Genomic DNA, 18,416 nt, shown 5'->3' with positions numbered 1-18,416 from the left:
GCAGAGCCACTCCAGAATGCTGCAGACGTTACAAGAACGGCACCCTACGAATCCCCTTGATGAGGCTCCTCGCGATCCGCGCGAAGTTATGGAATAGCAGCTATTCACGAGCCAGCACTTCTCCAAGCGCTATTGATCCGTTCAAGGCAGGTGGTGATTGCAGACTTTGCATGCCCGAGCAGTGTGTAGGAGCCTTTGAAATCCGCGAGAGCGTTGCCGTGCTCGAAGCAGCTAGCAGCAGCCACCCGACGATCTGTTTGTTCATCTACTGCCTCAAACTCCAAACTAGCTCCCCCAGTTGTCACTGGTCCAACAAGCAACGTCGTTAGGGTGTTGACTGCTCTATTGGGCGTCTCAATGGTCGTAATTGCCACACGCACACGTATGCGGCCTGACGATGCGGGAGCTTCGGACTTAGTTTGGAGATGTCGCAGTTCACTGTTGACGTGATCGAGAAGCTCTCGCACTTGCTCAGCTTCAAGCCCACCTATGCGTCCAGTTGCCGTCACTACCTGAGCATCCTCGACTAATATTTCCCGGTAACGACTGGGTTCAAAGCCTGGCGCCTTGAAGAGCAGAACATTTTCGTACTTCGTTTTTCCCAATACATCGTAATCACCAAGAAACCCTGATCGAGTCATTCCGTTTGAAGCACAGCCAGATAAGGTTGCCGTGAGGCCTGCCAGCAGCACAAAATGGATTAATGAAATAGGGCGTTTCATATATATTTTCATTTATCCCATTTTCAGACAGACGATGCCAGCAACAACCAGCGCAATTCCAACCCAACGTATCAAGGAGGCGGTATCGCCGAACACATACACGCCCACGAAAAACGCGCCCAGCGAACCGATGCCGGTCCAGACCGCATAAGCTGTTCCTATGGGGATCTGTTTAAGAGATAACCATAGGAAAAAGCCGCTGGCTGCCATACAGGCAACTGCAATCGCCGGCCCCACGTAGCGCATCGCTGCATTGGCCGCACCCATCTTGAGGCCTAGTGGCCAACCGATTTCGAACAGGCCGGCAATCAGTAGAACCAACCATGGATTCCATGACAACGGGTTCATATATTTCTCCAAATCTATTCAGTGAAAATTGATTATCAAAGCATCAAAGCATCAAAGAATAGGCAGTAGGCGGTCAATTCGCTCTGCTTCTGATTTCTTCTTAAACTCTCTGATGGCGAGAATCTGTCTCCCCGATCTCTCCGGCCACGAGAGAGATCGGGGGAAGCGTGTGGACAGTTACGCTGAGGGATCAGACCGGTTGCACTGGTTGTTGTACCGCCTCGTGACTCCGTTTGCTGCCCGGCCACTTCATTCCGAACAGCACCTCGTAGAGCAACGGAATCAGGCCAAGCGTCACGAGCGTGCCAAGTGCGAGACCACCGATCATGCCGATGGCCATGCCCTTCCACAGCGGCCCCGCAAACAACATCAGGGGCACGAGACCCGCGATACAGGTCACCTTGGTCATCACGATTGGACGCAGCCGCTGCATCGCAGCTCCCACCAGGGCTTCATGTCGGGCGAGACCTTCCGAGAGGCCGTGTTCAATTTGTTCGAGCAGAAGAACGGCGTTGTTGACGATGATTCCGAACAGCGCAAGCACCCCGAATGTCGCCATGAAGCTGAAAGGAGTGCCTGTTGCCTTCAGTGCAATCACGACCCCAATCAACGTGAAGGGAATCGTTGCGAGAATCACGATCAGCTTGCGGAAGGAGTTGAACTGCCAGATGAATAGCAGCAACATCGCCAGAAGAGCGAACGGCATGTAGTGCGTGAGCGATGCATTCGATTCAGCCGATTCCTCAATTTCTCCACCAAGCTCTATGGCATAGCCTGCAGGTAGTTCAATTGCGGCGATCCGAGGTGCGAGGTGATCCACGATCTCTTGCGCGGTGTATGCGGTGTTCTGCCCCTGAACTGTGACTGTACGAATGAGATTGCGGCGCTGGATCACAGACGGCTCGCTAGCGAGCGTGACATCGGCCACTTGCGCCAGGGAAACCGGCTGGCCACCCGACGCTGGATAGATGGTCGTCGAACCAACGTCCGCAGTGCTGCGCCGATCATTGGACGTCCCGCGCATCACGATTGGCACGCTGGTATCGCCATCTCGGATCACAGAGATCGACTGGCCGATGTAGCGGGTGCCAAGCCAGGCAGCTATGTCGTCGGTGGTGACGCCAGCACGTCGCGCACGATCTTGATCGACCCGAACATCGAGACGGCCGACACGGGTATCCCAGTTGTTCTTGATGTTGGCCGTACCTGGCAGCTCCCGTAGCGCGGACTCAATTTTCGCCGCCGCATTCATCAGCACCTCATGATCCGGCCCACTGACCCGGTAGACGGCTGTGCCGGCTTCGGTAGTGCCTAGCGAGAACCGCTGAGGCTCTGCGCGTACATCTCCATGATGCTGCGCGAAGTAAGCCCGAGTTCGGGCAATCACGACGTCAATGTTGGTGCCTGCCTTGACCGTCACGACAAAGTACGCGATGTTCGATGCTGGCAATGGGGGATTGAGCCCAAGGATGAAGCGCGGCCCACCGTCAGCGACGTAGCCAATGTGATCCGTGATTTCGGGGTTGATTTCTTGATCACCGAGCCAGCCGCTCACTTCCTTCACTTTGGCAAGAGTGAGCCGTGAATCCGTTCCAGGGGCGAGCTGCACCGGTATTTGGAATTGAACTCGGTCGGACTTCGGCAAGAAGTCGTATGGCAGTGTCGTGAATCCGTACAGAGCTACGGCCAATGCACCCGTCATCACACCAACGTAGATCGCCTTGTGGTCAAGCACCCACTCAAGCAACTTGCGATAGCCGCGATAGAAGCGTGTGTTGTAGGTTTGCGCGTCATTCGCCGGTTGATGATGCACTTTGGTGAAGTGGTAGCACAGCAGTGGAGTGACGGTCAGACACAACAGCCAAGATCCGAGTAACGTGAGCGCGAGGACAATGACGAGAGAGCGCAGATACTCACTCGTCGCACTCTGGCCGAAGAAGAACGGGGAGAAGGCGATGACGATAACCAATGAGGACGTCAGCAGCGGCAGTGCGAGGGTACGACCCGCTTCGAGACAAGCCTGTTTGCGGTCTTCACCGGCTGCCAAGCGCCGTTCAATGTCTTCGGCAATCACGATGCCGTTGTCTACCAAGAGCCCCAAAGCGATGATGATGGCTGCCATCGAAACACTTTGCAGCTCGATGTTCAGCGCGCGCATCACGATCAGTGCCCCCAGAATGGTAAGCGGCACGATCATCCCGACGATGAATCCTGTGCGCCATCCCAGGAAAAGGACGACGACGCCGAGCACGATGACAATCGTTTCGATCATCACCTGGTTCATCTTGCCCATTTCACGTTTGACGACGTCTGCCTGGAATGTCACATAGGAGAGCTCGAAACCTGCGGGCAGAAGTTTCTCAAGCTCGGCCACACGGGATTTGAGGGCTACGCCGAATTGCTCCACGTTCTGGCCCGAGGTCATGGACACTGCCATCACTACGGCAGGCTGGCCCTTATAGACTGCAGCAGACTCGGGAGGATCTGCAGGTTGTACCTGCACGCGCGCAAGCTCTCCCAGTGAGATTGAAGGAGCAGGCGAAGCACCGCGCGCACCCTGAGCTTGCGCCATCATGATCGGCAACGCGCGCAGCGAAGCGGCGTCGCGAACCTCTCCACTAACAGCCAGCGAAGCGTTGATGCCACCGATGGCGATTTGCCCGCCTGAAAGCACGACGTTTTGTTTAACGAGTTGATCGATCACCCCTTGTGGGGTCAATCCAAGCTGGGCTAGTTTTGGTCGATCAAATTCGAGATAGACGCGCTCTTCCTGCAAGCCGTAGAAGCTGATGCGATCAACGCCGGGAAGCGCGTATAGGCGATCGCGCATCTCTTTCAACGACACACGCATTTCGCCCATGGAGTAGCCCGGCGCGGTCACCGCAATGGAGGCCACGGCAACACGGCCGAAGTCGTCGTTGACAAATGGCCCCAACGTACCCTGTGGAAGCAGAGGCTGAGCATCGGCAACCTTCGCGCGAACGCGCTGCCATATGGGGGCTAGGTCGGTGTACCGCTCCCAGATCGTGACCTGTATGACGGCCCCGCCCGCGCGAACGGTTGTGGTTACACGCTTGACCTCGGCCAGCTCCCGCAAACGCTCCTCGATCGGACGCGCGATCAACTGCTCAACACGTTCGGCTGGCATGCCAGGGTTCAGAACGGCAACAACCGCATCTCGAATCGTGACCGATGGCTCTTCCTGCGAAGGGAAATTGAGAAACGTGGCAATGCCGGCAACAAGAATGATGACCGCGGCAAGGTAGGTGAGTCTGCTGGCGCGCAGCGCCATTTCTGTGATCTTCATAGCGAAGTCTTCCTGTAGCGGGTCAGCGTCCGGCCAATTGGGTCGTGGCCTTGAGTGGGGTGACTTGTTGCTCGTTCGTCAGCCAACTCGCGCCAGCCGCGACTACCATCTCGCCGCGCTTCAGGCCGCCCACAACGCGAACGTTGTCGCCGCCTGGCTCGCTCTGGAATTGCACTTCCCGGCGGTGCACCTTCTTTCCGGTCACGTCATATACAAACACTGCGGCTTGTCCTGCTTTCTCACTGAGCACCAGTGCCGAATAGGGAAGCATCAGACGATCTGGTGAGGCATCCTTCGCTTCCGGTGCCTTCAGCAATACTTGAACGGCAGACCCGGGTCGAAGACTGCGCGCAAGAGTAGCATCTTGAGGAACGAGCACGACAGGTAAAAGTGAGCCATTTTCAGCACGCAAGCCGATGCGTTGTACCGAAGCACGAACGGGACTTGCTGACTCGCTCAGGCGCAGTTCGGCGACCTGCCCAATTTTGATATTTGCCGCCTGGGTCGTCGATGCAGTCGCAAGGACTTCTACGCCGCTGCGTAGTCCATCCACTTGAAGCACCGGCGCTCCGGCTGCAATATCTGTGAACGGCAGAGCGAGTTTCTCCGCGACGACGCCGTCGAATGGCGCATGAATGGCGGCCCCCCTTCGCGCACGCTCGGCAAGGCCGAATGCGGCCTTTGCATTGCGCACCTGGCCTTCAGCTGCAACCAACTGTGCTTTCACACTCTCGAATGCAGCCGGGGAGATTACGTTGCCCTCAAGCAGCCCCCTTTGCTGCGTTGTCTGCACGATTCTGTCTGCCAATGCGGCTTCCGCAGCAGCGAGTGTCGCCCGAGCCTGTTCTAGGCGGAGTTGCTCGGGCTGAACATCCAACTCAGCCAGAAGCTGTCCGCGAGAGAAGCGATCTCCCACGTCCACATGAAGCTTGCTGATACGCCCGCCAGTCTCGAACCCCAAGGTACTCCGCTCACTGGAGCGAGCTAGACCACTCAATTCAATGCGATTGGCCACAGAACCTACATCCCCCACCGTGAGCAGCTTGACCGCTCGCGGTGGATCGGAAGCAGGCTCCTTCTGACTATCACAGCCGGCAAGCGATGCGAGCAGAACAAACGCGAGGCCGACTTTCTGCATTTGCCAGGACTGGGATTTAAAGGGAGTGCAAGACACGGGAAGGCCTTTCATCAGCGTTTATCAATAGGGGTGAGTTCCAGTTCGCCGCGGGCGAGCGCCTGGAGGGTGTGCATGAGTCGAGAAAGGTCTTCGGCAGCAAACGTCGGAAAACCCATCATTTCGGCGAGGAAGACTCCGTCCAAGGCAAATAGAACGATTCCGGCGATATCGGTGCCGCGTGGAGATTTGCTCGCGTTCTCGTACTGCCTGCGGTACCAGCCGCGCACAGGCTCAAGCAGCGTGGGGTCTTCAGCCACGGCCGCCAGCAATGCAGCGCTCATCTTTTGCATCCCGCCGTCAGGCATAGCCGAGACCTGGCTGGATAGCCAAGGGTCTGGATCGCCGACGAATGGCAGCTCTCGCTCTTCCTGCCCGCCATCAAACGCCGAGACCTGGTCATCAATCATCGTGAGGAGCAGATCGCGCTTGGTCTTGAAGTGGTACAGGAACGCACCTTTGCTCATTCCTGCCCGTGCAACGACCGCGTCAAGCGTTAGGTGCCCGGCACCTCCCTCCATGACTACGTCACGCGCAGCTTGAAGGATGCGCTCCCGTGTTTGTTGCGCTTTCTTAGAGATGGAGGGGGCTTCAGCGCCGTTGTCCGCCGAATGCGACTCCTCTGGGCTTGATTTCATACGAGTTGCCATGGTGAAACTCCAAAGATGCTTGATTTTTGAATCGTCTGGACGGTATAGTACACGCCATGAACTATGCCCGTCAAGACGGCCTCCTCAATTCACAACCTAGTGGCTCAACATGTCCGATCCCTACGCCCGCCGCGGCCTTACTGCTGTTGCATTCCTATCGATCACGCTTCTCGCCGCGTGCAGCCACTCGCCTCACAGGGTGGAGACATCACGCGTTGAGGTTCCGGCCAAATTCATGAACGAAGCGGGTCTGGCTGTGCAAGCAGGTGCCAGCACAAGCACTCCCGGCCGAGTGGTGGACGGCGTACGGTGATCCGCTGATTGACGCGCTGGTGCGCAACGCGCTGGAGCACAACACCGATCTCGCTATTGCAAGAGCGCGGATTGATGAAGCTGTGGCGATCACCCGACGTACACGCGCTTCAATGTTCCCTAGCTTGGCGCTCACGCCCCAAGCAACGCGCGCGCGCGACTTTTCTTTGGCACCGACCATCAGCAGCGATGCCAGGCTTCCGCTGTCGGCTTCATGGGAAGTTGATCTAGCGGGCCGCCTCTCGCATGCCGCTGATGGCGCACGGATGGACGCAGTTGCTGTCGAACAGAACTGGTTCGCGACACGTTGGCAGATCGCCTTTGAGACAGTGTCCGCTGCACTGCAGCAGCGGCAGGCGGCAGAGCTGGAAGATCTGGCAAAAGAGCGACTTCAAGTCGCCGAGCGCCTTGAGCGTCTGACAGAGCAGAAGTTCAAGGCAGGTCAAGCTACGGGCTTTGACATTGAACGCACGCGTTCCGAGGTCATCGCCCTCCGGGTGGAGCAAGAGCAGTTGCGACGCGTACGCGGCGAAGCAACGCATGCCTTGGATGTGCTCGTTGGCCGGATTCCGGGGGCGCTTGGCAGCGGTCCTGCGCTTGCCTCTCTCACCATGCCCGATTGGACTCCCAGAAGCGTGCCAGGCGAATTGCTGCAGCAGCGCCCCGACGTCAGAGCCGCGCAGGCGCGTCTTGCAGCGGCGACGGCGCGATGGAACGCAGCAGAAGGCGAGCGGCTCCCCAAACTTGTGCTCGATTTGAGTGGTGGGCGCCAACGCTTCGAGAACAACGGAACACGTGTGGCAGGGAACATTTTCTCTCTGGGCTTGGGTGTGACGCTTCCGATCTTTGACGGTGGAGCAATACAAGCGGGAATCGACGAGGGCTCAGCACGCAGTCGCGGCGCACAGGCTGACCTGGAACGCACGGTTTTGCTTGCGCTTCAGGATGTGGAGAACGCTTATCTGGGCTGGCAGACCCAGCGGACTTCTCTGCAGCATCAGGTCGATGGTCTTGTCGTCGCTGATCGACTCCTTGACCGCAGTCGACGCCTCTTTGAGGCGGGACAGGTGGATGCGACCGTTGTTGCAGAAGCGGAGCGTGGCACCTTGTCCCAGCGAGCGGCTCTGGTCCGTGCTCGCGCCGACGCAGCCGTGCAATGGGGTGTTCTCGCTAAAGCGCTTTCTGGTTCGCCAGAGCATGTGAATCTGCAATCTTCACCCTGAGTCCTTGAGTTGGAAGAACGCAGCATGGCAGCGAGTTTTAAATACTGAATAGATCGACGATTAGTAGGGGACGCATGGAAATTCGACATCTACGTTGTTTTATGGCGCTCGCCGAGGAACTTCACTTCGCTCGCGCCGCTGCGAAACTGCATATTGAGCAGTCCCCACTGTCTCGCACGATCAAAGAACTCGAAGAGGAGTTAGGAGCACAGCTCTTTATTCGGAACACGAGAAGCACGCGTTTGACACGAGCTGGGTTGATGCTCATGGAGCACGCACCTCGGGTGTTCGCATCCTTGCAACAGGCGCGGGACTGCGTGAAGGCAGCAAAAAATGGCTTTCATGGACAACTCCGCGTCGCCTTGTCAGACGGCGCAACACTACTGTGCTTACCAGCCCTATTGGCGTTGTGTCGCGAGGAGGAGCCCGAGGTTGAGATTCGCTTTTTTGAGGTGCCACTATCCCAACAAATCAAAGGATTGCACGACGACCTGTATGACGTCGGCTTTGCACAGTCCGACGACGTAGGTGATGGAATCGTCGCACTTCCCGCGTGGACTGACACGCTTATGGTGGCGCTGCCAGCTCGGCATCCGTTGCTGGCTCTTAAGCGAATTCCATTGGATGAACTGCTGCGCTACCCGCTAGTGCTATCTGATCCTCAAGTGTGCGAGGGCCACGCCAAGCACATTGAGCGAGTACTTAGCCGGGCTGAAATGCAGCCTCTAGTTGCCGAGCGGGTTACCACTTTCGACCTGATGATGGCGTTGGTATCTGCCGGTTTTGCACTCGGACTTACAGGGGCTGCACACATTGCAGCCTCCCGAGAGCCAGGAGTCGTGGCGAGGCCGCTTTCGACACGCGTACCACCTTTGACGACCTATCTACTCAGACTTGAAGGCGATCCGTTTGACGAGCTTGCGCGCTTCATTCAGCGAGTACAGGCCATCGAATTGCCAGAGTTTCTCAGGTCAACAAAAAGCCGAAATCCCGATCTTCCGGAGGAATTGATGCCATGAGACTCGCCATCACGCTCGTCGCTGCAATGCTAGTCGCATGCGGTCAATCTGATAAACCGCACAAAGCCACTAGTGCAGAAAAGAAAACCCCGACAGTAGAAGAGCTGGTGGCAGACCCGGAACAGCTCAAGAAGTTGCGCCAGCAATGCAAGACGGATCGGCCTACTTTGGGCGAACTGCTTTGCAACCGGGTAGCGGAGGCAACACGTAAGCGGTTCTACGGTGACGGAAAAACGCCATACACACCGCCCAAAGAATCCCCCAAATTCTGAAATTCAGCAATTCAGCAATTCAGCAATTCAGCAATTCAGCAATTCAGCAATTCAGCAATTCGCTAGTCTGCCTGAATCTTCTGTTCGGCACGCTGATATTCGCCGGCGCTTACGGAGTCACTCCCTGGCTAGACACAGCGCGAATTCATTCTTTCTTATCGACCTTTCTGCCCCAAACGGTCTTTGACCGGCACTAAGCCAGCACCGATCCTGACGCCTGCGGCACATTTCTAAGCCGCGTTTCCCAAGGGAATCAGCGTAGGAGAGATTGGAGGCGGGGCTATGCAAGGTACGAATGTGCTGTTCGGTCAGATAGCCGTGGTATTCGGCATCGTGATCGCGGGTGTGTGGGGCGCCACACAATGGACGGCAGCAGCCCTTGGCTATCAGGTACGCCTTGGCTCCCCCTGGTTTGATTTCCTCGGCACACCGATCTACCTCCCGTGGAAGCTGTTTGAGTGGTGGTTCTTCTTCGATGCCTACGCGCCACGCGTTTTCGACACGGGCGGTGCCATAGCGGGTGGCAGTGGCTTGCTGGCGGTGGTGGTCGCAGTCTGCATGTCGATCTGGCGCTCTCGTCAATCACGCCTAGTCACGACCTATGGCTCGGCACGCTGGGCAAGTACGGAGGACATTCGCAAAGCCGGCCTTACGCAGCCGATCGGCGTGTTCCTCGGTCAGCACGATGGCAAGTACCTTCGGCATGAAGGCCCGGAACACATCCTCACTTTCGCGCCCACGCGCTCAGGCAAAGGCGTCGGCCTTGTGGTGCCGACGCTGCTTTCTTGGCCTGCATCCGCCGTAGTCCACGACATCAAGGGCGAGAATTGGCAGATCACCGCAGGTTGGCGCTCACGCTACTCACACTGCCTGCTGTTCAATCCGACCGATGCGAAGTCGGCGGCCTACAACCCGCTGCTAGAAGTTCGGCGCGGCGCACATGAAGTGCGTGACGTACAGAACATAGCCGACATTCTGGTCGATCCAGAAGGCGCGCTTGAGAAGCGCAACCATTGGGAGAAGACTTCGCACGCGCTGCTGGTCGGGGCCATCCTGCATGTGCTCTACGCGGGCGAGGACAAGACGCTGCGCGGCGTCGCCAATTTCCTCTCCGATCCGGCCAGCCCCTTCGAGCTGACCTTGCACCGGATGATGACCACACAGCACCTCGTGAACGTGGAAGGTGGTGGCCCGCATCCAGTCGTCGCTTCGGCGGCGCGCGAAGTGCTCAACAAGTCGGACAACGAGCGTTCCGGCGTGTTGAGCACCGCCATGTCGTTCCTGGGCCTCTACCGCGACCCCACGGTGGCCGAAGTCACCTCGCGCTGCGACTGGCGTATCGCCGACCTGATCGCGTCCGAGCATCCGGTGTCGCTTTATCTGGTAGTGCCACCTTCGGATATTTCGCGGACGAAACCGCTCATTCGCCTGATCCTCAACCAGATCGGCCGACGGCTCACCGAATCGCTCGACGGCAGCGACGGCATCGAACGCCGCCACAAGCTGCTGCTGATGCTCGATGAGTTCCCGGCGCTGGGCCGCCTGGACTTCTTCGAGACGGCGCTTGCCTTCATGGCGGGCTACGGAATCCGCAGTTTTCTTATCGCCCAATCGCTCAACCAGATCGACAAAGCCTACGGCCAGAACCATTCGATTCTGGATAACTGCCATGTCCGCGTGACGTTCGCCACCAACGATGAACGCACTGCGAAACGGATCTCCGAAACGCTTGGCACCGCTACCGAACTGCGCGCGCAGCGCAACTATGCCGGGCACAGATTGGCACCGTGGCTGGGGCACCTCATGGTGTCGCGGCAGGAGACGGCCCGCCCGCTACTGACGCCCGGTGAAGTGATGCAGCTTCCGACTGAGGAAGCTGTGGTGATGGTGTCCAGCGTGGCACCGATCAAGGCCAAGAAGCTGCGCTACTACGCCGACGCGAATTTCAAGAACCGCGTTTTACCGCCGCCTGTGCTCGCGGCCGGGCAATACGCGGACGCGCCACCGGCCCGGCCCGACGACTGGAGCGGCCTATCGATCCCAGCCGTGTCAACGGTCCGGGCTGCGGGCCTGTCCGGCGATGGCACAGGCACCGCCGATGACGGCGGCCCACGCCGACAGCCGGAGCTATCCGAAGTCAGCGAATACAGCCCCGAACCGCTGCTCGCCGGCCATGACCTGACTCTGCTCGATGACGACGACGACCTGCCGCTGCCGCTTCCCGGCCAGCTCGACCCGGCCATGCAGCGCACGGCCCGGCTGGCTTCCCTCGACCCCAACGACGGAATCGACTTATGAGCCAATACCGCCTCAATCTGTTCATTCAGCCCGAGCACGCCAAGCGTCTCGAAGAACTGGCCGCCAAGAAAGGCGTGTCCAAGTCGTCCATTGTCGCGGCGGCGCTCGCGTCGTGGCTATCGCCCGATGCTGGCGACCAGCGCGAGGCGGCCATCGCCAAGCGGCTCGATCGCCTGTCGCGGCAGGCCGAGCGCATGGAGCGCGACCAGAACATCCAGATCGAAACACTGGCGCTGTTCATCCGCTACTTCCTGACCGTCAGCACCCCGATTCCCGAAGCCCATCAGGACGCAGCTCGCGCCCAAGGCAAAGCGCGTTTCGAGCAATTCGTGGAGCGGCTCGGCCGCCACCTGCTGCGTGGCCGCAGCCTGGTGCGCGACGTTGTGGAAGAACTGCACCCAGACCCGGCGCGAATGGATGACGCGGAGGCACTGGCTGAAGCGCAGGAGCGTGCCTCATGAGCGCCATTCCGCAAACCCCGCCCGAACTCTCATCCGCCGCAACCTCTCTGGATCGCCGTATCCAGATGCTGCGCACGGCAATGGGGCCAGTCATCGCCGCTGCGCTGGCCGACCCCGACGTGGTGGAAATCATGCTCAACCCCGACCGCACCCTATGGGTGGATCGGTTGTCATCGGGCCGCATGCCGCTGGGCGTGGAGCTGTCCCAAGACGATGGCGAACGCATCATCCGGCTGGTGGCTGCGCACGTCGGCGCAGAGGTGCATCGCGGGCGGCCGCTGCTGACCGCCGAGCTGCCCGAAACCGGCGAGCGGTTCGAGGGCATCTTGCCGCCCGCAGCGCCCGGCCCAGCCTTCGCGCTGCGCAAGCGCGCCGTGAGCATCATCGGGCTGGATCGCTATGTGGCCGACGGCATCTTGACCACAGGCCAGGCCGAGTTCCTGCGCCGCGCCGTGCGTGAGCGCCAGAACATCCTGATCGCCGGGGCGACGAGCAGCGGCAAAACCACACTCGCCAATGCCTTGCTTGCGGAGATCGCCGCCACGGGCGACCGCGTGCTTGTGCTCGAAGACACCATCGAGCTGCAATGCGCAGCCCGCGACCATGTGCCGCTGCGCACCCGCGCTGGCGTCGTGTCTATGACCGAGCTGGTGCGGGCCACGATGCGCCTGCGCCCCGACCGCGTGATCGTCGGCGAGGTACGCGGCGGCGAAGCCCTGGACTTGGTTAAGGTGTGGGGCACCGGCCACCCCGGCGGCATCGCCACCATCCACGCCGGTTCCGCGCTGGGCGCGCTGCTGCGCCTCGAACAGTTGATTCTTGAAGTGGCGGTGAACCCACCGCGTGCGCTGATCGCCGAGGCGGTCAACGTCGTGATCCACATCGCCGGGCGTGGCCGCAAGCGCCGCGTCGAAAGCATCGCCCGTGTCGTCGGTTTCGACGGCACCGGCTATCGCCTGGCGGACGCGCTGGAAACACCGTTTCCCGAGCTGATGCCGGTTCCTCTCGCAGCCGATGCCGCTGCGCCTTCCTCGTCCCTTGACCTACCTGGAGAACTGCCATGACGCAGATGCACGTTCACGCTTTCCGTAATTCCGTAAATCCGGTTTCAACCATCGCACGCCTGCGGCGGCTGGCCGGCCCCGCGCACCACGGCCTGCTGCTGGCCGCAGTCATGCTGATGACGGCGGGCACGGCGAAGGCATCCGGCTCCTCGATGCCGTGGGAAGGCCCGCTGCAATCCATTCTGGAGTCGATTCAGGGGCCGGTGGCACGCATCGTCGCGGTCATCATCATCATCGCCACGGGCCTCGCGCTCGCCTTCGGCGACACGTCGGGCGGCTTTCGCAAGCTGATCCAGATCGTGTTCGGTTTGAGCATCGCGTTCGCCGCGTCCTCGTTCTTCCTGTCGTTCTTCAGCTTCTCCGGCGGGGCTGTCGTATGAGTGGCCCGGATAGCTTCGCGGCCGGCTTCGAGGTGCCGCTACATCGCTCGCTGACCGAGCCGCTCTTGATGGGCGGCGCACCGCGCACGGTGGCGATTGCCAACGGCACGCTAGCCGCTGCCGTCGGGCTGGGCCTGCAACTCTGGATTCCTGGCGTAGTGCTCTGGATCGTCGGTCACTCGCTGGCCGTGTGGGGCGCGAGGGTCGATCCGCAGTTCATGCAGGTCTTCGCCCGGCACATCAAGCACAAGCCGCTGCTGGACGTGTAGGAGACGCCGCCATGCTTAACCTTGCCGAATACCGCCAGCGGCCCGCCTTGCTGGCCGACTGGCTTCCCTGGGCTGGGCTGATCGCGCCGGGCGTGGTGCTGAACAAGGATGGCTCGTTTCAGCGCACGGCGCGCTTTCGCGGGCCTGATCTGGACAGCGCCACGCAGGGCGAATTGATCGCCACGACGGCACGGCTAAACAACGCGTTGCGCCGGCTGGGTTCGGGCTGGGCGCTGTTCGTGGAAGCCGAGCGCCAGTCGGCCGCGGACTATCCGCATTCCGACTTTCCCGAACCGCTGTCCTGGCTGGTGGACGAAGAACGCCGCGCTGCCTTTGAGGAATCGGGGAACCACTACGAAAGCAGCTATCACCTGACGCTAGCCTATCTGCCGCCGGAGGAATCCCGCGCTCGTGCAGCCAAGCTGCTCTACGAGCACGCGCCGGGCGATGGTGTGGACTGGCGCGGTCGGCTTGACGCCTTCCTGGCAGAAACGGATCGGGTTTTCGACCTGCTCGATGGCGTGATGCCAGAAATCGTCTGGTTGGACGATGCCGCGACGCTGACTTATCTTCACGCCACGGTGTCCACGCGGCGCTACCGGCTGGCCGTGCCCGAGGTGCCTTTCCACCTCGACGCACTGCTGGCCGATTCCGCCCTAGTCGGCGGCCTTGCGCCCATGCTGGGTGACCAGCATCTGCGCGTGGTGTCGGTGCGGGGCTTTCCGACCTCGACCTGGCCGGGCCTGCTGGACGACCTCAATCGCCTGGGCTTTGCCTATCGCTGGAGTACCCGGTTTCTCTGCCTCGATAAAGCCGAGGCGGAAAAGGAGCTGGGCCGCCTGCGTCGCCAGTGGTTTGCGAAACGGAAGAATGTCATTGCGCTACTGCGCGAAACCATCTTCCAGCAGGAATCGCCGCTGGTGGACACGGATGCCAGCAACAAGGCGGCCGACGCGGATGCCGCCTTGCAAGAGCTTGGCAGCGATCAAGTCGCCTTCGGCTACCTCACCGCCACGGTGACGGTGTTCGATGACGACCCTGCCGTAGCCGACGAAAAGCTGCGCATGGTGGAACGTGTCATCCAAGGACGTGGCTTCGTCACCATCCCCGAAACCTTAAATGCAGTCGATGCGTGGCTGTCGTCCATACCAGGCAATGCCTATGCCAACGTGCGCCAGCCCATCGTCTCGACGCTGAATCTGGCGCACATGATGCCGGTGTCCGCCGTGTGGGCTGGGCCGGAGAAAAACGCCCATCTCGACGGCCCGCCGCTGATCGTCACGCGCACGGATGGCGCGACGCCGTTCCGGCTGGTGACGCACATCGGCGACGTGGGGCATACGCTGGTCGCGGGGCCGACGGGCATGGGAAAATCTGTCCTGCTGGCGATGCTCGCCTTGCAGTTCCGCCGCTATGGCGGCTCGCGCATCTTCGCCTTCGACATGGGGCGATCCATGCGGGCGACGGTGCTGGGCCTGGGCGGCGAACACTACGACCTCGGCGCGGACGGCGCCATTGCCTTTCAGCCCTTGGCCCGTATCGACAGCGAAGGCTATCGCACCTGGGCCGCCGAGTGGATCGAAGGCCGCCTGCTGCATGAAGGCGTGACCGTCGGCCCCGACGAGAAAGCCGCCATTTGGTCGGCGCTCGGCAGCCTCGCTGGTGCGCCGGTGGAGCAGCGCACGATGACCGGGCTTTCGGTGCTGCTGCAATCGAACGCGCTGCGGCAGGCATTGTCGCCGTATGTGCTGGGCGGCGCGCACGGCAAGCTACTGGATGCCGACCGCGACCGGCTCGGCAGCGGCGACGTGCAGGGCTTTGAGATGGAAGAGCTAATGCACAGCCCCGCCGCCGTGCAAGCGGTGCTGCGCTACTTGTTCGCCCGCTTCGATGCACGTTTCGACGGTGCTCCCACGCTGCTGATTCTCGATGAAGCCTGGCTATTCCTTGATGAACCGTCCTTCGCGGCACGCATCCGGCAATGGTTGAAAACTCTGCGCAAGAAAAACGTGTCGGTGATCTTCGCCACGCAGTCGCTTGCCGACATCAAGGATTCGACCATCGCGCCCGCGATCATCGAAAGCTGCGCGAGCCGGATTTTCTTGCCCAACCCGCAGGCGACCGAGCCGCAGATTCGCACGGTCTACGAGGGCTTTGGCCTCAACAGTCGGCAAATCGAAATCGTCGCCACCGCGCAGCCCAAGCGCGACTACTACTACCAATCGCGCCTGGGCAATCGTCTGTTCGACCTCGACCTGGGGCCAGCCGCGCTCGCCTTCTCGGGCGCATCCACACCGCAAGACCAACGCGACATTGACCGAGTGCTGACGCAGGCCGGCGCTCCCGGCTTCGCCGGTGCGTGGCTACGCCATCGCGGCCTCGATTGGGCCGCCGACCTGCTGCCGTCCTCGCCGTCGGCGGCTTCTTTCCTCGCTACTCAACCCCTGGAGATTTCGCCATGAAGACCCGTGTACTTTCCGTTTCGCTCGCCGCCGCGCTGGCCGGCTCGCTGATGCTCGCTCAGCCAGCGGCGGCGCTCACTTTCGTTGATCCCGTCAACTTGGTGCAGAACACGCTGACTGCCATCCGCACGCTGGAGCAGATCAACAACCAGATCAACCAGCTCCAGAACGAAGCGCAGATGTTGATGAACCAGGCGCGCAACCTGGCGAATCTCGACTTCAACATCGTCAACCGGCTGCGCTCGACGCTCGCCACGACTGAACGCCTGATTGCCGAGGCGCAAGGGCTGGCCTACGACGTGCAGAGCATGGATGCCACGTTCTCGCGCCTGTACCCGGAGCAGTACGCCGCCACCATCAGCGGCGACCGCATGGCACAGGACGCACGCGAACGCTGGAAGAACACGCTCGACGGCCTGCACACCGCGATGCGGATGCAGGCGCAGGTGTCGCAGAACCTGACGCAAGACGAAAGCGCGCTGGCCGACCTCGTGAGCCAAAGCCAATCGGCCACGGGTGCGCTGCAAGCGATGCAGGCAACGAACCAGCTTCTCGCCTTGCAGGCCAAGCAGTCCATCCAGGCCCAGCAGCTCCAGATCACACAAGACAGGGCGGCCTCGCTGGAGCTGGCGCGGCAGGCAGCGGCCACCGAGCGCGCCCGCGAAGTGCGGCGGCGCTTCCTGGGCACCGGCACGCCGTACACACCGCAGTCCGTCAACTTCTACAACAACTGACGGGAGGCGGCCATGCGATGCGTTCCTGTCCTGCTGGCCGTGCTGCTGACCGCATGCGGCCAGCAGCCGGCTGAAGACCTGACCGCCACCTTGGCCGCCGATCCCGTGCGGCTCAAGGCGCTGCGCGCCCAATGCGCAGCCGACCGGCAAACCGCAGGCGAAGACACCTGTCGCGCCGCTGCCGAAGCCTTCCGGCGGCGCTTCTTCACCGGCCAGACTGGGCCGGACGAATACCGGACGCTGGCAGAACTGCCGCCGATTCCGGCGAGTTTCGACACGCCAACCGACGACGCGCCGGAAGGTGATGCGTCGCTCGCCGCTGCGGAGGACACGCCATGAACGACGTAACGATCATCGACAGATTCCTCGATACCTTCTCGCGCTACATCGACTCCGGTTTCGGTCTGCTGCAAGGCGAAGTCGCGTTCCTGACGGCCACTCTCATTGTCATCGACATGACCATTGCCGGTCTGTATTGGGCCATGAGCCATGCGACCGGCCAGGGCGAGGACGTGATCGCCAAGCTGCTGCGCAAGGTGCTTTACGTCGGTGCCTTCGCCTACATCATCGGTAACTTCAATTGGCTGTCGAGCATCGTGTTCCGCTCGTTCGCCGGGCTAGGCATCACCGCCACTGGCTCGGCCATAACGATGGAGAACTTCTTGCAGCCGGGTCGGCTTGCCAAGACCGGCATCGACGCCGCTGCGCCGATCCTCGACCAGATCGGTGACATGGCCGGCTTCCCCGAAGTGTTCGTGAACCTCGACCCCATCGTGGTGCTGTTCATCGCTTGGCTGGTGGTGATCCTCTGTTTCTTCGTGCTCGCGGTTCAGCTTTTCATCACGTTGATCGAGTTCAAGCTGACCACGCTTGCCGGCTTCGTCTTGATCCCGTTTGCGCTCTGGAACAAAACCTCGTTCCTCGCGGAAAAGGTGCTCGGCAATGTGGTTTCGTCAGGCATCAAGGTCTTGGTGCTGGCGGTAATCGTCGGCATCGGCTCGGGCCTGTTCGCGGAGTTCCAGGTTCATCCCGACGAGCCTTCCATCGACCATGCGCTTGTCGTGATGCTGGCTTCGCTTGCCTTGCTGGCGCTGGGCATCTTCGGCCCCGGCATCGCCACGGGCCTTGTGTCCGGTGCGCCGCAGCTCGGCGCGGGTGCGATGGCGGGCGCTGCCGTCGGCGCGGTAGGCACGGGTGTTGCCATCGGTGCCGCCGCGACCGGCGTGGGCGGTGCCGTCATGGCGGGCGCACGCATGGCCCCGGCCGCCGCAAAGCTGGCCGGGAGCGGCGCACGCGCCGCCACGTCGGCGGCCAGCAGCGCCAAGTCCGCATTCCAGGCCGGTTCCGCCGCTGCGGGCGGCGGGGCTAAAGGCGCGGCTGCGGGCCTCGGCAATGTCGCCAAGACCGGCGCGCAAGCGGCAGGCCGCCGAGCTGCATCGGGCGCTTCCGCTGCCGGTCAGAAGGTGGCCGACTCCTTCCGGGCAGGATGGAACGGTGCGGATGTCGGCGCTGCCGGTTCCGGCCAGGCCGCCGCAGGCGAAGGCGCAGCCAGCGCGCCGAAGCAAGAGCAACCCGCCTGGGCAAAGCGGATGCACCGCCGCCAGCAGATCACCCATGCCGCAACCACCGCAGCCCACACGCTGCGCAGTGGCGACGGCGGCGGCTCAGGGCAAGGCCCAAGCCTGCGCCCCGATGCGTGACCCGATACCTGACCACCAAGG

17 protein-coding genes are annotated in these 18,416 nt (G+C 61.2%); 12 read left to right on the top strand and 5 right to left on the bottom strand.

Translation table 11 applies throughout. From position 1 onward, the window contains the following. Positions 1 to 104: 104 nt before the first annotated feature. The 5 genes from SK33_RS25230 to SK33_RS25210 form a co-directional block, all read right to left on the bottom strand. Complete coding sequence (locus tag SK33_RS25230; protein ID WP_004883071.1) at positions 105 to 722, bottom strand: DUF3313 family protein; 618 nt, start codon at positions 720 to 722, stop codon at positions 105 to 107. A 12-nt stretch (positions 723 to 734) separates the two neighbouring features. Further along, the gene (locus SK33_RS25225) at positions 735 to 1,070 is read right to left on the bottom strand and encodes a DMT family transporter (protein ID WP_004883073.1); all 336 of its coding nucleotides are present in this window, start codon (positions 1,068 to 1,070) and stop codon (positions 735 to 737) included. Positions 1,071 to 1,260: 190 nt separating this feature from the next. Further along, complete coding sequence (locus tag SK33_RS25220) at positions 1,261 to 4,377, bottom strand: efflux RND transporter permease subunit (protein WP_004883075.1); 3,117 nt, start codon at positions 4,375 to 4,377, stop codon at positions 1,261 to 1,263. Positions 4,378 to 4,399: 22 nt separating this feature from the next. Then, a complete protein-coding gene (locus SK33_RS25215) occupies positions 4,400 to 5,515 on the bottom strand; it encodes an efflux RND transporter periplasmic adaptor subunit (RefSeq protein ID WP_044256783.1) in 1,116 nt (371 codons plus the stop codon). A 50-nt stretch (positions 5,516 to 5,565) separates the two neighbouring features. Continuing rightward, on the bottom strand, positions 5,566 to 6,201 hold the full coding sequence (locus SK33_RS25210) for a TetR/AcrR family transcriptional regulator (RefSeq protein WP_022652140.1): 636 nt from the start codon (positions 6,199 to 6,201) through the stop codon (positions 5,566 to 5,568). 266 nt (positions 6,202 to 6,467) lie between these two features. Here SK33_RS25210 and SK33_RS25205 point away from each other — a divergent pair, with 266 nt between their 5' ends. The 12 genes from SK33_RS25205 to trbL all read left to right on the top strand — a co-directional run bounded on the left by SK33_RS25205 (position 6,468) and on the right by trbL (position 18,395). Next, positions 6,468 to 7,736 (top strand): efflux transporter outer membrane subunit, encoded by a 1,269-nt coding sequence (locus SK33_RS25205; protein ID WP_228745491.1) that lies wholly within the window; start codon positions 6,468 to 6,470, stop codon positions 7,734 to 7,736. Positions 7,737 to 7,810: 74 nt separating this feature from the next. Then, positions 7,811 to 8,755 (top strand): LysR family transcriptional regulator, encoded by a 945-nt coding sequence (locus SK33_RS25200; protein WP_004883081.1) that lies wholly within the window; start codon positions 7,811 to 7,813, stop codon positions 8,753 to 8,755. Next, entirely contained in the window at positions 8,752 to 9,027 is a 276-nt protein-coding gene (locus tag SK33_RS25195; RefSeq protein ID WP_004883082.1) for an EexN family lipoprotein, read from the top strand. The genes SK33_RS25200 and SK33_RS25195 overlap by 4 nt, the downstream gene beginning before the upstream one ends. A 282-nt stretch (positions 9,028 to 9,309) precedes the next feature. Then, positions 9,310 to 11,325 carry a conjugal transfer protein TraG gene (locus SK33_RS25190; protein WP_004883083.1) on the top strand — a complete coding sequence of 672 codons (2,016 nt, stop codon included), beginning with the start codon at positions 9,310 to 9,312 and terminating at the stop codon, positions 11,323 to 11,325. Continuing rightward, on the top strand, positions 11,322 to 11,786 hold the full coding sequence (locus tag SK33_RS25185; RefSeq protein WP_004883086.1) for a ribbon-helix-helix protein, CopG family: 465 nt from the start codon (positions 11,322 to 11,324) through the stop codon (positions 11,784 to 11,786). Before SK33_RS25190 ends, SK33_RS25185 begins: the two co-directional genes overlap by 4 nt. After that, complete coding sequence (trbB, locus tag SK33_RS25180; protein ID WP_004883088.1) at positions 11,783 to 12,850, top strand: P-type conjugative transfer ATPase TrbB; 1,068 nt, start codon at positions 11,783 to 11,785, stop codon at positions 12,848 to 12,850. The genes SK33_RS25185 and trbB overlap by 4 nt, the downstream gene beginning before the upstream one ends. Further along, positions 12,847 to 13,230 (top strand): TrbC/VirB2 family protein, encoded by a 384-nt coding sequence (locus SK33_RS25175; protein WP_004883090.1) that lies wholly within the window; start codon positions 12,847 to 12,849, stop codon positions 13,228 to 13,230. Before trbB ends, SK33_RS25175 begins: the two co-directional genes overlap by 4 nt. Further along, positions 13,227 to 13,499 carry a VirB3 family type IV secretion system protein gene (locus tag SK33_RS25170; RefSeq protein ID WP_004883097.1) on the top strand — a complete coding sequence of 91 codons (273 nt, stop codon included), beginning with the start codon at positions 13,227 to 13,229 and terminating at the stop codon, positions 13,497 to 13,499. The genes SK33_RS25175 and SK33_RS25170 overlap by 4 nt, the downstream gene beginning before the upstream one ends. Positions 13,500 to 13,510: 11 nt before the next feature. After that, complete coding sequence (trbE, locus tag SK33_RS25165; protein WP_004883099.1) at positions 13,511 to 15,961, top strand: conjugal transfer protein TrbE; 2,451 nt, start codon at positions 13,511 to 13,513, stop codon at positions 15,959 to 15,961. Beyond that, positions 15,958 to 16,695: a P-type conjugative transfer protein TrbJ gene (gene trbJ, locus SK33_RS25160; protein WP_004883101.1), complete on the top strand. Its 738-nt coding sequence runs from the start codon at positions 15,958 to 15,960 to the stop codon at positions 16,693 to 16,695. Before trbE ends, trbJ begins: the two co-directional genes overlap by 4 nt. A 12-nt stretch (positions 16,696 to 16,707) precedes the next feature. Further along, positions 16,708 to 17,034: a hypothetical protein gene (locus SK33_RS25155; RefSeq protein WP_004883103.1), complete on the top strand. Its 327-nt coding sequence runs from the start codon at positions 16,708 to 16,710 to the stop codon at positions 17,032 to 17,034. Then, positions 17,031 to 18,395: a P-type conjugative transfer protein TrbL gene (gene trbL / locus SK33_RS25150; protein WP_004883106.1), complete on the top strand. Its 1,365-nt coding sequence runs from the start codon at positions 17,031 to 17,033 to the stop codon at positions 18,393 to 18,395. Before SK33_RS25155 ends, trbL begins: the two co-directional genes overlap by 4 nt. Positions 18,396 to 18,416: the final 21 nt, after the last annotated feature.

Origin of the sequence: Citrobacter sp. MGH103 (assembly GCF_001034475.2) — a bacterium.
GTDB lineage: Bacteria > Pseudomonadota > Gammaproteobacteria > Enterobacterales > Enterobacteriaceae > Citrobacter > Citrobacter freundii.
Note: the sequence above shows the minus strand (reverse complement) of the source record. Positions and strands in the feature narration are given on the sequence as shown.